Below are 14,357 nucleotides of genomic sequence, written 5' to 3'. Positions count from 1 at the left end.
CGGGGCCGGACATGCGCTCCCGAGCGTAGGGCCCCGTCCCCCGTTTTGCGGGGACTCGCGCGATCTCGGCGTGTGCGGCGCCGGCCGCACCCGGCCGGGCCGCTCCCCCGGGCTACGCCTCGTCGCGCTCGGCGGCGCGCTTCCAGCGGATCCCGGCCTCGATGAAGCCGTCGATGTCACCGTCGAAGACGCCACTGGTGTTGCCGACCTCGTACTCGGTGCGCAGGTCCTTGACCATCTGGTACGGGTGCAGCACGTAGGAGCGCATCTGGTCGCCCCAGCTGGCCTTGACGTCGCCGGCGAGCGCCTTCTTGGCGGCCTGCTCCTCGGCCTGGCGCTGCAGCAGCAGGCGGGACTGGAGCACGCGCAGGGCGGCGGCGCGGTTCTGGATCTGGGACTTCTCGTTCTGCATCGAGACGACGATGCCGGTGGGGATGTGCGTCATGCGCACCGCGGAGTCGGTGGTGTTGACCGACTGGCCGCCCGGGCCCGAGGAGCGGAAGACGTCGACCTTGATCTCGTTCTCGGGGATCTCGATGTGGTCGGTGGACTCGATCAGCGGGATGACCTCGACGGCGGCAAAGCTCGTCTGGCGCCGGCCCTGGTTGTCGAACGGGCTGATCCGCACCAGGCGGTGGGTGCCGGCCTCGACCGAGAGGTGACCGAAGGCGTAGGGCACCTTGACCTCGAAGGTGGCTGACTTCAGGCCGGCCTCCTCGGCGTAGGAGGTGTCCAGCACCGAGGTCGGGTAGCCGTGGCGCTCGGCCCAGCGCAGGTACATGCGCATGAGCATCTCGGCGAAGTCGGCGGCGTCGACGCCACCGGCGCCGGCGCGGATCGTCACGACCGCCTCGCGCTGGTCGTACTCACCGGCGAGCAGGGTGCGGACCTCGAGCTCGCCGACGGCCTTGCGCAGCGAGACGAGCTCCTTCTCGGCCTCGGCCAGGGTCTCGGCGTCGCCGCCGTCCTCGGTGGCCATCTCGACGAGCACCTCGAGGTCGTCGATGCGCTGGTCCATGCCGGTGATGCGCTCGAGCTCGGAGTTGAGCCGCGACAGGCTGGAGGTGACCTCCTGTGCCTTCTCCGGGTCGTCCCACAGGTCCGGGGCCGCCGACTTCTCCGACAGGTCGGCGATCTGCGACTTCAGCCGGTCGAGGTCGGTGACCTGGCGCACCGACTCCATCGTCGTGCGCAGGTCCTTCAGCTCAGATGCAAAGTCGGTGGTCGCCACGAGTTGAAGGGTAGTCGAGCGCGACGTCGCCTCCGACACGGCCGTGGAGGGGACCATCGGCTCTGCCGGGGAGACCGTGGCGGCCCGACGATGTTGCCACGTCAACCAGCCGGTCTCCGGGGGTGTCCCATGAGGGTCGTCCGCAGGCTTCTCGTCCTCCTCCTCGCCCTCGGGGCGGCCCTGCCGCTCACGGCTCCCGCCGCCGGGGCAGCCACCCCGACGGTGCCCACCCTCGTCGGCATCCGGGCGGCGCACCACCCCACCTATGACCGGGTGGTCTTCGACTTCGCCGGCGGCCTGCCGGCCAGCCGACAGGTCACGTGGGTCACCCAGCTGGTGGGCGACGCCTCGGGTCTGCCGGTGCCGGTCGCCGGCCGGGCGATCCTGCAGGTGCGCTTCGCCGCCGCGAACGCACACGACGCGGCGGGCCGGGCCACGGCGCCCTCCCGGGTCGCGTTCGCCCTGCCCAACGTGCTGACGGTGGTCCAGTCCGGGGACTTCGAGGCGGTGACGACCTACGGCATCGGCGTGGCCAGCCGGCAGGCCGTGCACGTGTCCACGCTGACCAGCCCCAGCCGGGTCGTGGTGGACGTCGGCGCGGCGTTCCCGACCGTGTGGCGCCAGGTGTGGCTCTTCAACCAGCTGCGGTTCGTCGCCAACGCCGAGCCGTTCTTCACCCCGGTGCTGCGGCCGGTGCTGCCGCTGACACCGGCGACCGGGCTGATGGACCGCATCTTCGCCGGCCCGACCACCACCGAGCGCGCCGCCGGCCTGCGGCAGCTCTCCTCAGGTGCCACCGGCTTCCGGGCCCTGAGCATCTCCGGCGGGATCGCGCGGGTGCAGCTCACCGGTGGTTGCAGCAGCGGCGGCTCCACGGTGAGCATCGCCGGGGAGATCCTGCCGACGCTGCGTCAGCTCTCCACCGTCGACTGGGTGAAGGTCTACGACCCGAGCGGTCACACCCTCTCCCCCACCGGCAACCGGGACTCGGTCCCGGCCTGCCTGGAGCCGTGAGCCCGCTCAGCCCATGTGCTCGCTGGCGATCAGCCACTGGTCGCCCTGCCGGACGAACGTGAACACGTGCCGCTCGGACGAGGTCGACCCGTCCTGGCGCACGTAGGTCAGCCGTGCCGTGGCCGTGCGACCGGAGGCGTCGGCCTGCACGCCGCCCACCCGGACGGCGGAGATGGTCCGCCAGAACTGGTCGTAGCCCGAGCGCCCGCCCGCGGCGGCCTGCATGCCGGAGGTCAGCTCCGGCCAGGTGACGTCGCGGTTGCCCGTCACGTTGGCGAAGTAGGACCGGACGAACTGCGACAGGCTGGCGTCGGTGGCCGGCGCCGGTGCCGAGGTGGTCGGTGACGAGGTGGGGGTGGTCGATGACGGGCTCGGCGAGGGCGAGTCCGACGTGGTGGCGCTGGCCGAGGGCGTGGACGCCTTCGGGGACGAGGACGGCTTCGGCGGGGCCGCCGTCCCGGTCCCGGAGGACGTGCTGCGGTGGCTCAGGGCGTAGCCACCCACGAGCAGCAGGAGCACGAGCACCAGCGCGAGGACCGGGAGCGCCTTGCCCCGGCGACGGGTGTCGATCACGTCGCTGTCGTCGGACACCCCGGAGCCGTCGGCGGCGGAGGATGCAGGCGCCGCTGCCTGACGGGCGGTCGGGACCGCGTCCTGCCGGGCAGTCGGCGCGGCGGGGGTGGCGCTCGAGCCGGCACGGGCGGTGTCCGCGCCGGCCGCTGCGGCGCCGGAGGAGGCGGCAGGCGCCGTGCCCTGGGCCGTCGCCGGGGCGGCGTTCGCCGCAGCGGAACCAGCGGCAGCGGCACCGGCCGCTGCAGCACCGGCAGCCCCGCCGCTGGCCGGGGCCTTCCAGGGCCGGGTCGGCTCGCCGACGTCACTGACCGGCACCGCGGGCTGCACCCGGGTGGGCGCCGGGGTCACCGCGGCCTGGCCGTCGCGGGCGATCCGGGCGAGCTGCTTGGACGCGGTCGCCATGTCCCAGCGCTGGTCCGGGTCCTCGTGCATCATCGCGGCGAGGGCGGGCTCGAGCGGGCCGGCGTGCTCGGTCTCGCGCGGGCGCTGCGTGGCGATGGTCTGCAGCACGGCGATCGGGTTGGGCCGCGACTCATAGGGCCCGCGCCCCTCCACGGCGGCGTAGATGGTGGCCGCCAGCGCCCACACGTCCGAGGCCGCGTCCGGGTCGCCGCCGCGGGCCAGCTCGGGTGAGAGGTAGCCGGGCGTGCCGGTGACGAACCCGGTCTGGGTGAGCTGGTCGTCGCCGTGGCCACGCGCGATACCGAAGTCGCTGATCTTGGGCCGACCCCACCGGTCGATGAGGACGTTGGCGGGCTTGATGTCGCGGTGGACGATGCGCCGCTCGTGGGCGCGCGAGAGCGCGCTGGCCAGCTGGGAGCCGATGTCGGCCGCGCGCTGGGGCGAGAGGCGTCCCTCGCGGCTGATCTCCTCGGCGAGGGTGTGCCCGTCCACGAACTCCATGACCAGCCACGGACGGTCGTCGTGGTCGACGACGTCGTAGACGGCGACGGCGTTGTGGTGGTTGAGGGCCGCGGCCGCGCGGGCCTCGCGCATGGCCCGCTTCTTCTCGACGACGGACTCCCCTGGCAGCGCGCCGATCTGCTTGACCGCGACCTCGCGGCCGAGGACCTCGTCCCGGCACAACCAGACCGTGCCCATGCCGCCGCGACCAATGGCTCGCACCACGTGGTAGCGGCCGGCGATCCGCTGCCCTTCCATGGGGTCCTCTCTCTTGGTCTCAGTGGGCCAACCTTAGTTGGCCGCCCTCGCGGGGCCGGACCCGCCCTCGGAGTTCGGGAGGACCCCGGATGTGTGTGCTGGCAACGCTCGCGGCGCCCGCGCGCGCCCGCTCAGCGCACCTCTGCGCGGGCGCGCGACTGGACGGTGATGGTGATGCTGTCACCCAGCGCGGACACCACCGAGGACAGCAGCGGGACCTGCGCGGTCCCCTGCAGCCGCACCACCGCGGACTGCCCGTCCGGGCTGCCCGTGCCGGGCAGCAGCTGCCAGTCGGTGACTCCCTGCGGCCGGCCCTGCACCTGCAGGTATGCCGTCGCCGCGGCGCGCACGTCCCCGTCACCGACCCGTAGCGACCGGTCCACCCCGTGGCGGTAGGTGCCGCCGCGGTCGAGCTCGTCGGCGGAGGCGAGGGCCGCGCCGTCGGCGGCGTCGGTCAGCCGGATCCGGGCCAGCTGCAGCGCCGTGACGTCCACCGCCCCGACGACCAGCAGCAGCGCCACGACCGTGAACCCCAGCACCAGCAGGAGCACCTGGCCGTGCTCGCCGTCCCGCCGGAGCCGGCCCAGCAGGCGGCACCACCGGGTCGTCGCCGGTCGCATCATCGCCGGCCGCATCATCGCCGGCCGCCGAAGCGCTCGACGGTCTCGGTGTGCGTGGCGGTGACGGGCACGGACGTGGGCACCACCCCGGACAGGAACGAGGGCACCAGCGGCAGCGGCACGCTCACGCCGGTGGTGACCGCGACCCGACCCTCGGGCCGCAGGCACGGGTCACCGTCGCAGCGCAGCGAGAGCCGGGTGTCGTGGGTGAAGCCCTGGTCCTCGAAGGCGAGCCCGGCCGCCGCGGCGGCCCGGGCGGGTGCCTGCTGGGCCACCGGTGCGGTCACGTAGGCGCGGCCGGCCTCGCGCGCGGCGGCGGACACGGCATACGCGCCGGCCTGCAACCTGGCCATGACCATCACCAGGTAGGCGATGGGCACCATGAGCAGCACGGCCAGGAAGACGAACTCGACCACCGCGCTGCCGCGGTCGGCGACCAGTCGCCGCCGGCGCCGGGCCCGCACCGCGCCCACCGCCCTCACTGCCTCTCGGCGAAGGCCCGGCCGCGCACGGCCAGGGCGCCGGACGGTCCGAACCACCCGAGCACCGGCAGCGGTGCGGCCACGTCCACCTGCACCACCCGGACGCCGCCGACCGGGCGCTCCGAGGCGCTGACGCCCTGCGCCCAGCGGCTGGAGAGGCTGGCGCTGATCAGGGCTCGGGCACGGGCCGCACCATCGTCCGGCGTGGTGTCGGCGCGGGCACCGAGTCGCGCCCCCTCAGCGGCGCAGGCGATCAACGTGTTGCGCACGTGCAGGGCCAGCCCCACCTGGAACACCGCCAGGAACAACGAGCTGACCAGCACGGACACCAGCACGAAGTCGACGACGGCCGAGCCGCGGTCCCCGCGCGTCCGGGCTGGGCGGCTCACCGCGGCCCGGTCACCGAGGCCATCGCCTGGGTGAACATCGTCTGCAGCTGGTCCCCGGCCAGGGCCCACAGCACCGTGACCAGCCCGGCGGTCATCAGCGTGATCAGGACCCACCCGGGCACGTCGCCCCGGTCCGGGGCGCCGAGCCGGGCGCCTCCCCGGTGGCCCAGCTGCCGCACCAGGCCGCGCAGCCGCGCCGTCATGGACCGTGTGTCCGTCATCGTCTTCTCCCTCGTTCGGTGGAACGGTCGGTGGTCAGATCGAGAACTCCAGGAAGGCCACGCCCGGGTAGATCGCGAAGAGCACGGTGACCGGCAGCACCAGGAAGACGACGGGGACCATCATCGCGATCTCCTTGCGGCCGCCCTGCTCCAGCACCGCGCGCCGGCCGGCCTCGCGTGCGTCCTGGGCCTGGGCCCGCATGACGTCCGCCAGCGGGGTGCCGCGCTCGACCGCGATGACGATCCCGTCGACGAAGCGAGCCAGGCTCGGCAGGCCGGTGCGGTCGGCCAGCCCCTGCAGCGCGTGCGGGAGCGTGGCCCCGGCACGGGCGTCGGCCAGGCAGTGACGCAGCTCCGCGGCCAGCTCCCCGCCGGAGAGCCGGCACACCCGCTCGAGGGCGCCGACCGTGCCCTCGCCTGCGCCGATGGCCAGGGCGAGCAGCTCGGCGACCGTGGGGAACTCCCGCAGCATGCGGGCCTCGCGGCTGTTGGCCTGGTGGCTCAGCCGCTGGTCGCGTGCGACGACCCCGGCCGCGACCGCGAGAACCACGAGGAGCACCAGCGCGGTGGCGCTGCCCTTGCCGCGCCACCACAGCGTCGCCGCCAGCGCCAGGCCCGCGAGCCCCGCGGCGGCGCCCCACAGCACCTGCTCCGCCCGGAATGCCTCGACGTCCGGGCGGCGGCCGGCCCGCTCCAGCCGTCGCCGCACCGACGTGCGACCCCCCAGGACGCGGTCGACTCCGGCGGCGAGCCGGGCCACCAGCGGCACGAGCAGGGCCGGAAGCCCCGACGCGTGGCCGCCCGCGCCGAGCAGTCGCGAGGGCCGCGGCGTGTCGCGCAGGTAGGGCGCCAGGCGCTGCTCCAAGCCGGGGCGCCGTCGCAACGGCAGCCCGGCGACGACCAGCGCGGCGCCCGCAGCCCAGGCCAGGCCCAGGACCGCACCGGCCCAGGACCAGCCACCGCTGAGCAACGCGTCCAGGCTCATCGCAGCACCCTGGGGTCCTCGGGCAGGCGACCGATCCGCACCATGACGCGGTAGGCGACAAGGCAGACCACCCCGCCACCCACCAGGACCGCCACACCGGCCGGACGGCTGTAGGCCGCCAGCGAGCCGGCGCGGGAGGACATCATGGCGAGCACCAGCCACGGCGCGGCCACCGCCAGCCGTGCGGCGTTGACCGTCCATCCCTGGCGGGTCTCCAGCTCGGCCCGGGTCCGCGCGTCGTCGCGCAGGAACGTCGACAGGGTGCGCAGCAGCCGGCCCAGGTCACTGCCGCCGACATCGCGCGCGATGCGCAGGGACTCCACGAGCCGGTCGGCGACGGGGTCGCTGAGCCGCTCCTTGAGCCGGTCGAGGCAGGTCTGGAAGTGGCCGGTGGCGCGGTAGTCCTCCGCGAAAGCCGCGAAGGCCGGACGGAGCTCCTCCGGCCCTCGGACCTGCAGCTGGCCCAGCGCCTCCGGCAGGGCCAGGCCGGCGCGGACCCCCGAGGCGAGGTTGTCGACGGCGTCCGGCCACAGCTCACGCAGCACCGCCCGACGGCGGCGAGCCCGGGCGCGCACCAGGCCGACCGGGGCCCGGGCCGTCATGAGCGCGAAGCACGCGGCCACCGGCAGCACCCGGGTCGTCGCCCAGAAGCCGGCCAGCACCACGGCACCCGCGGCGGTCGAGCCCAGCACCAGCGCCGCCGGGCGCACGCCGTCGAGGCCCGCCTGGACCAGCTCGTCGGCGAGGCGGGTCCGCCGTCGTGCGTGCGCACGCTCCGGGGCCGGCGGCCTCGTCCAGCAGGACCACCAGATGCAGAAGAGCCCGGCACCGAGCAGCAGCCCCACGACCAGGCCGGTCATGACGCCTCCTGGGCCAGCAGGGTGACCAGGTCGTAGCCGGCCCGCTCGAAGCGGTCCGGGTGGGGCGGGAAGCCGTCCGCCCGCCGCAGCTGCCCGTCCCGGCGGACAAACAGGTCGGCGATCTCCACCACCCCGGCCTCGACCCGTCCAGGGACCGCGGCGACCTCGCGGACCCGGCGCACGCCGTCGCGGTCGAGGCCGAGGTGCACCACCACGTCGACCGAGCCGGCCACCGTCGGCACGACGAACCGGCTGCCGACGTTCTCGCCGGCCAGCAGCGGCAGGGTGCACATCTTCGTGACGGCCTCGCGGGCACTGTTCGCGTGCAGGCTGCACATGCCCGGCAGGCCGCTGTTCAAGGCGATCAGCAGGTCCAGGCTCTCGGCCTGGCGCACCTCGCCGACGATGATCCGGGAAGGTCGCATCCGCAGCGCCTCGGTCACCAGGCGGCGCAACGGCACCTCGCCGGTGCCCTCGAGGCTGGGCTGCCGACACTGCATCGAGGCCACGTCGCGCAGCGGGATCTTGAGCTCGAAGACCTCCTCACAGGTCACCACCCGCTCCCGGGGAGGGATCGCCGCGGCGAGGCAGTTGAGCATCGTCGTCTTGCCGGCCTGGGTGCCGCCGGCCACCAGGATGTTCAGCCCGCTGACGACCGCGGCGTCGAGGAAGCGCGCAGCCTGGCGGGTCAGGGTCCCGAGCCGCACGAGGTCGTCGAGGTGGTCGGCCTTGACGACGAACTTGCGGATGTTGACCAGCCAGTGCTCCCGCGTGATGTCGGGGATGACCACGTGCAGGCGCGACCCGTCCGCCAGGGTCGCGTCGACGAACGGCGAGGACAGGTCGACCCGGCGGCCCGTGGTGCGCAGCATCCGCTCCACGAGGTCGCGCACGTCGGCCGCGGTCAGGATGGTCGTGGTCAGCTCGGCCACGCCGTCCCGCGCCACGAACACCTTGCCCGGCGCGTTGATCCAGATCTCCTCGACCCGGGGGTCCTCGAGGTAGCCCTGCAGCGGACCGAGTCCCGCCACCGCGTCGAGCACCGACTTCGCGGCCGCGTCGAGGTCGGCGAGCGCCGGCAGGCCACCGTGCAGCGACCGCTCGTCGTAGTCGGCCACCGCGTCCCGCACCAGCTGGCGCACCTCGCGGGCGTCCCGGGCCGGGTCCAGCCCGGAGCGCCGGATCAGCTCGCGCACCTCGCCCTCGACCGTGCTCACCGCGTCCACGCCGCGTCCCCCCGAACGTCGCTCCGGCGCCGGGCGTGACCCGGCAGCTGACCGGACCGAGGGTAGGGCGGCGGCGTGAGCCCGCGCCGGGCCGGCGAACCTGCCTGTGGACAACGCGGCGACCGGCCCGGGAACCCTGTGGACGCAGCCGTTCCGGGCCTCGATGCCCAGCACAATGCCAACGAGCGACCCGAACCGCGGGCGCCACCGCGAGGGGGTGCGGCCATGGAGATCCGTCTGTCCGTCGTCGCCCCGGCCGGTGCCGGCGTGCCCGTCGACGTCGCGGTCCGCACCCCACCGGGTGCGACCGCCGCGGACCTCGGCCCCGCCCTCGCCGAGGCCAGCGGGTATGCCGGCCGGTCGCCGGCCCTGTTCGTCGACGGCATGGCCGTCCCCGGGGACCACCCCGTCGGCAGCCCACCGCTGCTCGAGGGGTCGCTGGTGACGCTGGACGACCCCGGGATGCGCGACCGCTCGGGCGTGCCCGGCGTGCTCGAGCTGCACGTCGTCGGCGGCCCGGACTGCGGGCAGGTGCACCGGCTGCCGCCGGGCGAGCACGTCGTGGGTCGCGGCGCCGAGGCGGCGATCCACATCGAGGACCCGGACCTGTCCCGCCGCCACGCCCGGATCACGGTCCGGCACGCGGGGGTCACCGTCGAGGACCTCGGCTCGACCAACGGCACCGTCGTCGACGGCGACGCCCTGGCCGGGCGGCCGCATCCCCTGACCACCGGCAACCGGGTCGCCCTGGGCTCGAGCACGGTCGTCCTGCGCGTCCCGGGGAGCGCACCGGCGGCGGTGCACGAGGACGGGCTCGGACACCTCCTGGTCAACCGCAGCCCGCGGATCCTGCCGCCTCCGGAGCCGGTCGAGGTCTGCCTGCCGGCCCGCCCGCAGCAGCGGGACGCCCCCCGCATGCCGTTGCTGGCCAGCGTGGTGCCCCTGGCCGTCGCCGTCCCCATGGCGGTGCTGACCCACTCGCCGGTCTACCTGCTGTTCGCCCTCATGGGGCCGGCGATGATGCTGGGCAACGTCATCGGGGACCGGCGGTCCGGGCGCCGCTCCCATGCGCGCGCCCGCGCCGACCACGAACGCGAGCTCGCCGCCGCCCGGGCGCGGGTCGCCGCCGCCCTGCTCGAGGAGTCCGCGCGCCGGCACACCCAGCTGCCGGACCTCGCCGAGCTGCTGGCCACCGTCGAGGGCCCGCACGCCCGCCTGTGGGAGCGACGGCGGACCGAGGAGGACCTGCTGCTGCTCCGGGTCGGCACCGCCGACCTGCCGTCCCGGGTGACGGTGGTCGACCCCGACGAGGCCCACCGGCGCGCCACGCCCGAGGTGCCGCGGGTGCCGGTCGGGGTGTCCCTGCCCGACGTCGGGGTGCTCGGCGTGGCGGGCGCCCGGGGACCGGCGACCGGCCTGGTGCGCGCCCTCATCGCCCAGGCCTGTGGCTGGCACTCCCCTCGGGACGTGCGCCTTGTGGTGCTCGCCGCGGACGGGGGCCGCGCCGCGGACCTGGCCTGGACGGCATACCTGCCGCACTGCCGTCCCGGTCCCGGGGAGGACTGCCGCGCGCTCCTGGGGGTCCTCTCCCCCACAGGTGACCAGGTGCGCCGCCGGATCGCCGAGCTGACCGGGCTCGTCGCGGAGCGCCGCGCGTCGGCACCCCACGACGGGCGCCCATGGCAGGGCCCCAGGGTGGTCGTCGTGCTCGCCGGGGCCCACCGGCTGCGCACGGTGCCGGGGGTCGCGGCGCTGCTCGAGGAGGGGCCGGGCGTCGGCGTCCACTTCCTCTGCCTGGACGACGAGGCGGCCCGGCTGCCGCTGGAGGCCCGAGCCACGGTGCACCTGGTCGGGCAGGTCAGCCCACGCCTCCGGGTGCAGGTGACCGGCGCGCCGGCCGTGCCCGACGTGGTGCCCGACCAGGTCGCGGCCGCCTGGGCCGAGCGTTTCGCCCGCGCGCTGGCCCCACTGCGCGACGCCACCCCCGAGGACGACACCGCCGAGGTGCCCGAGCAGGCCCGGCTGCTCGACGTGCTGCCCTTCGACGCCACCGACGCGGATGCGGTGGCGCGACAGTGGTCGCGCCAGCCCCGCTCGACGATGGCGCTGCTCGGGGTCGCGGCCGAGGGCCCGTATGCCGTGGACCTGCGCCGCGAGGGACCTCAGCTGCTCGTCGGGGGCACCACCGGTGCGGGCAAGTCCGAGCTGTTGCAGACGGTGATCGCCTCGCTGGCGCTGGCCAACCGGCCGGACGAGCTCGGCTTCGTCCTCGTCGACTACAAGGGCGGCGCGGCGTTCAAGGACTGTGCTCGCCTGCCGCACACCCTGGGCCTGGTCACCGATCTCGACGACCAGCTCGCCGAGCGGGCGCTGGTCTCGCTCCGCTCCGAGCTGACCCGGCGGGAGCGCGTGCTGCGCGACGCGGGGGTCAAGGACATCGACGACTACCACGCCCTGACCATCCGCCCCGGCCCTGCGCTGCCGCGGCTGGTGCTCGTCGTGGACGAGTTCCGGGTGCTCGCCGAGGAGCTGCCGGCCTTCCTCGACGGCGTGCTGCGCGTCGCCGCGGTGGGTCGCTCCCTCGGGGTGCACCTCGTGCTGGCGACCCAGCGCCCCGCCGGCGTCGTGACCGCTGACATCAAGGCGAACGTCGCGCTGCGGATCGCCCTGCGGGTGCGTGACCGGGTGGACTCCGAGGACGTGATCGAAGCCCCCGACGCGGCCGCGATCTCCGAACGCACCCCGGGACGGGCGGTGCTGCGCAGCGGGTCCGGCCCGCTCGTCGCGTTCCAGACGGCCCGCGTCGGCGGACGGGAGTCCGCCCCCGAGGTCGCGGGAGTCGAGGTGGAGGTCCAGCAGCGCGACCAGCTCGGGGACCCACCCGCCCGGCGCCCGGTCGGCGCCCGCGCCCAGGGCCCCACCGACCTGGCCCGCGTCGTGGAGTCGGTGCGGGACGCCGCGGCGGCGACGGCGCTCGACCCGGTCACCCGGCCGTGGCTGCCGCCGCTTCCCTTCCAGGTGCTGCTGGGCGACCTCGAGCCCACCACGGGTCCGGGGGTGCCCTACGCGGTGGCGGACCGGCCCGACCGGCAGAGCCAGGAGGTGCTGTCCTGGCAGCCCGGCCGTGACGGGCACCTCGCCTTCGTCGGCGCCGCCCGCAGCGGGCGCACCAGCGCGCTGCGGACCGTGGCCGGGTCCCTGGCCCGTCGCCACTCCCCCGCCGAGCTGCACCTGCATGCCCTCGACGGGGGCTCCGGCGGGCTTCAGGCGCTGGCCGCGCTGCCCCACACGGGCACGGTGGTGGGCCGTGAGGACGTGCCCCGCGCCGCCCGCCTCGTCAGCCGCCTGGTGCAGGAGCTCACCCGGCGTCAGCAGCTGCTCGGCGAGCTCGGCGTGGGCTCGGTCCAGGAGCAGCGCGACGCCTGCCGCGAGGCAGAGGGCATGCCGCTGCCCTGGCTGGTGCTCCTGGTCGACGGCTGGGAGGGGCTGACCCAGGCGTTCGAGGGCGTGGACCACGGCCGGCCCACCGACCAGCTGCTGCGGATCCTGCGCGAGGGCCCGGCCGCAGGGATCTCGCTCCTGCTCGCCGGGGGTCGGGACCTGCTGCTCTCCCAGGTGTCTTCGCTGGTGCCGGACAAGCTCGTCCTGCCCCTGACCGACCCGACCGACCTCGTCATGGCCGGGATCCCGCCGTCCGCCGTGCCGCACGAGCCCCCGCCGGGCCGGGCCGTCCGGGCCCACGACCACGTCGAGCTGCAGCTGGCCCTCCTGGCGCCTGGTGGCGCGGCCGAACAGGCGCGGGCGCTCGGCGAGGTGGCCGACGGCTGGTCGGGTCACGCCGGCGACGCAGCAGCTGTCGCCACGCCGCTCCGCATCCGGCCGCTCCCCGACACCGTGGTGGACAGCACCCTGCCGACCACGCCGGTCGGCGACCTCGCCGCCGCCGACTGGGCACGGCTCGGCGTGGGAGGGGACGCGGCGGAGGCGGTCGGTGTCGACCTGCGCCACAGCCCCGCGGTCCTGGTCGCCGGGCCTCCCGGCAGCGGTCGGTCGACGACGCTGGCCGCCATGGCCCGTCACCTCGCCGCAGCCGCCCGGCCAGTCGCCGTGGTCGCACCGCGACCCTCACCAGTGACGGACCTGTCGGCCGACGGTGTGGCCGAGCTGGTCGACCCGCATGACCGGGAGGCGATGCTCTCCCTGGTCAAGCGACACGACGACCTGGTGGTCCTGGTCGACGACGCCGAGCTGCTGCTGGACACGCCCGTGGAGGAGACGCTGGTCGAGGTGCTGCGCTGCCGTCGCGGACGCGTCGTGGTGCTCTGCGCGGGCGCCACCGACGAGCTGTCGGCGACCTTCCGCGGGCTGACCACGGAGGTGCGCCGTCACCGCACCGGGGTGTTGCTGCGACCGGCCGGTCTGGCCGACGGCGACCTGCTCGGCGTGCGGGTCCGCGCGGCGGAGCCGGGCCCACCCGGGCGCGGCCTGCTGGTCGAGCAGGGCGTCGTGACCCCCGTGCAGGTGACGACTCCCGGCTGAGCGGCAGCCCTGCGGCTCAGGCGGTCTCGCGTCCCGAGAGGACGGTGGCGCCGATGCCGACGACGACGGTCAGGAGCACCACCGCGCCGATCAGCGCCACCCCCGACTGGAACATGCCCCACGCCACGGGCAGCAGCAGCGCGAGCCAGACGACCGCCGGCGTCCGGGCCCACCGCAGGCCGTGCCACAGCCCCCAGGCCAGCAGGCCGAGGAACGCGATCGCGATGACGAACAGCACCATCGACATCACGGCGCGGCTGCTGTTGCTGGTCTCGCCCCGGACCAGCTCCACCAGGTAGAAGACCGTGAAGCCGAGGATGGCGAGGGCCTGCACGACGAGGACGCCGGCGGCGACGCGGGCGGCCCGGCGGGTGGTGGGCTCGGGGGTGGTCGTCACGCGGACGAGGGTATCCGGCGGGGCCTCCCACCCGTGATGGCGGCGTCGGTGGCGCCCCACCACACGACACCCCCCGTGACCGGCGTGACAGGGTGGTGTGTGACCATGCGAGATGCCGGACGACAAATGTCAGTCACGGCTCTTGTCGCGGGTGCACGCGATCTGTGACTCTGGTCTCCCGGAACACGGCAGCGGCCGAATCCGTTGGCCAGAACGCACCACCTGCCCAAGAATGGACTCGGGCCTGACACGGAAGTTACGACTCGGTAGCATGGGCACTTGTGCCTGCGGCCGATCACGGACCGACACGGCCCCCCGTTCACCCAACGCCTGACCCGACGCCTACGACGCTGACCCACGGCCACGATTCAAGGAGCACGATCCTGATGGACTGGCGCAACCGCGCTGCCTGCCTGGAAGAGGACCCCGAGCTGTTCTTCCCGATCGGGAACACCGGTCCGGCACTTCTCCAGATCGAAGAGGCGAAGGCTGTCTGCCGACGGTGCGAGGTCGTGGACACCTGCCTGAAGTGGGCCATCGAGACCGGTCAGGACGCCGGTGTCTGGGGTGGCCTGTCCGAGGACGAGCGCCGCGCCCTCAAGCGCCGCAACGCCCGCGCCCGCCGGGCCGGCTGAGCCCCGGGAGCCTGTCCCACGACG

General features: G+C 75.0%; 13 protein-coding genes. 3 read left to right on the top strand and 10 right to left on the bottom strand.

Annotated elements, in window-relative coordinates; all coding sequences use genetic code 11:
* Positions 1-112: 112 nt before the first annotated feature.
* On the bottom strand, positions 113-1,231 hold the full coding sequence (gene prfB / locus FB474_RS04090; protein ID WP_281286291.1) for a peptide chain release factor 2: 1,119 nt from the start codon (positions 1,229-1,231) through the stop codon (positions 113-115).
* Positions 1,232-1,360: 129 nt separating this feature from the next.
* On the opposite strand from prfB, the gene FB474_RS04085 reads away from it, so the two are divergent.
* Complete coding sequence (locus tag FB474_RS04085) at positions 1,361-2,245, top strand: AMIN-like domain-containing (lipo)protein (RefSeq protein WP_141787495.1); 885 nt, start codon at positions 1,361-1,363, stop codon at positions 2,243-2,245.
* 6 nt (positions 2,246-2,251) lie between these two features.
* Here the strand turns inward: FB474_RS04085 and FB474_RS04080 are convergent, their stop codons facing one another.
* The 8 genes from FB474_RS04080 to FB474_RS04045 form a co-directional block, all read right to left on the bottom strand.
* On the bottom strand, positions 2,252-3,979 hold the full coding sequence (locus tag FB474_RS04080; RefSeq protein ID WP_141787494.1) for a serine/threonine-protein kinase: 1,728 nt from the start codon (positions 3,977-3,979) through the stop codon (positions 2,252-2,254).
* Between the two features lie 131 nt (positions 3,980-4,110).
* Entirely contained in the window at positions 4,111-4,602 is a 492-nt protein-coding gene (locus FB474_RS04075; protein ID WP_185746027.1) for a pilus assembly protein TadG-related protein, read from the bottom strand.
* Between the two features lie 11 nt (positions 4,603-4,613).
* Positions 4,614-5,072 carry a pilus assembly protein gene (locus FB474_RS04070; protein WP_141787492.1) on the bottom strand — a complete coding sequence of 153 codons (459 nt, stop codon included), beginning with the start codon at positions 5,070-5,072 and terminating at the stop codon, positions 4,614-4,616.
* Between the two features lie 5 nt (positions 5,073-5,077).
* The gene (locus tag FB474_RS04065) at positions 5,078-5,470 is read right to left on the bottom strand and encodes a TadE/TadG family type IV pilus assembly protein (protein WP_141787491.1); all 393 of its coding nucleotides are present in this window, start codon (positions 5,468-5,470) and stop codon (positions 5,078-5,080) included.
* Positions 5,467-5,691: a hypothetical protein gene (locus FB474_RS04060; RefSeq protein WP_246092035.1), complete on the bottom strand. Its 225-nt coding sequence runs from the start codon at positions 5,689-5,691 to the stop codon at positions 5,467-5,469. The genes FB474_RS04065 and FB474_RS04060 overlap by 4 nt, the downstream gene beginning before the upstream one ends.
* 34 nt (positions 5,692-5,725) lie before the next feature.
* Complete coding sequence (locus FB474_RS04055; protein WP_141787490.1) at positions 5,726-6,676, bottom strand: type II secretion system F family protein; 951 nt, start codon at positions 6,674-6,676, stop codon at positions 5,726-5,728.
* Positions 6,673-7,536, bottom strand: a complete 864-nt coding sequence (locus FB474_RS04050) for a type II secretion system F family protein (protein ID WP_141787489.1) — start codon at positions 7,534-7,536, stop codon at positions 6,673-6,675. Before FB474_RS04050 ends, FB474_RS04055 begins: the two co-directional genes overlap by 4 nt.
* Complete coding sequence (locus tag FB474_RS04045) at positions 7,533-8,762, bottom strand: TadA family conjugal transfer-associated ATPase (protein ID WP_141787488.1); 1,230 nt, start codon at positions 8,760-8,762, stop codon at positions 7,533-7,535. Before FB474_RS04045 ends, FB474_RS04050 begins: the two co-directional genes overlap by 4 nt.
* A gap of 225 nt (positions 8,763-8,987) precedes the next feature.
* On the opposite strand from FB474_RS04045, the gene FB474_RS21320 reads away from it, so the two are divergent.
* On the top strand, positions 8,988-13,301 hold the full coding sequence (locus FB474_RS21320; RefSeq protein ID WP_141787487.1) for a type VII secretion EssC family protein: 4,314 nt from the start codon (positions 8,988-8,990) through the stop codon (positions 13,299-13,301).
* Between the two features lie 16 nt (positions 13,302-13,317).
* Here FB474_RS21320 and FB474_RS04035 read toward each other — a convergent pair whose 3' ends face one another.
* Positions 13,318-13,698, bottom strand: coding sequence for a hypothetical protein (locus FB474_RS04035; RefSeq protein WP_141787486.1), 381 nt, complete (start codon positions 13,696-13,698; stop codon positions 13,318-13,320).
* Positions 13,699-14,084: 386 nt separating this feature from the next.
* Here FB474_RS04035 and FB474_RS04030 point away from each other — a divergent pair, with 386 nt between their 5' ends.
* Positions 14,085-14,333: a WhiB family transcriptional regulator gene (locus FB474_RS04030; RefSeq protein WP_141787485.1), complete on the top strand. Its 249-nt coding sequence runs from the start codon at positions 14,085-14,087 to the stop codon at positions 14,331-14,333.
* Positions 14,334-14,357 lie beyond the last annotated feature (24 nt).

Source organism: Oryzihumus leptocrescens, assembly GCF_006716205.1.
GTDB lineage: Bacteria > Actinomycetota > Actinomycetes > Actinomycetales > Dermatophilaceae > Oryzihumus > Oryzihumus leptocrescens.
Note: the sequence above shows the minus strand (reverse complement) of the source record. Positions and strands in the feature narration are given on the sequence as shown.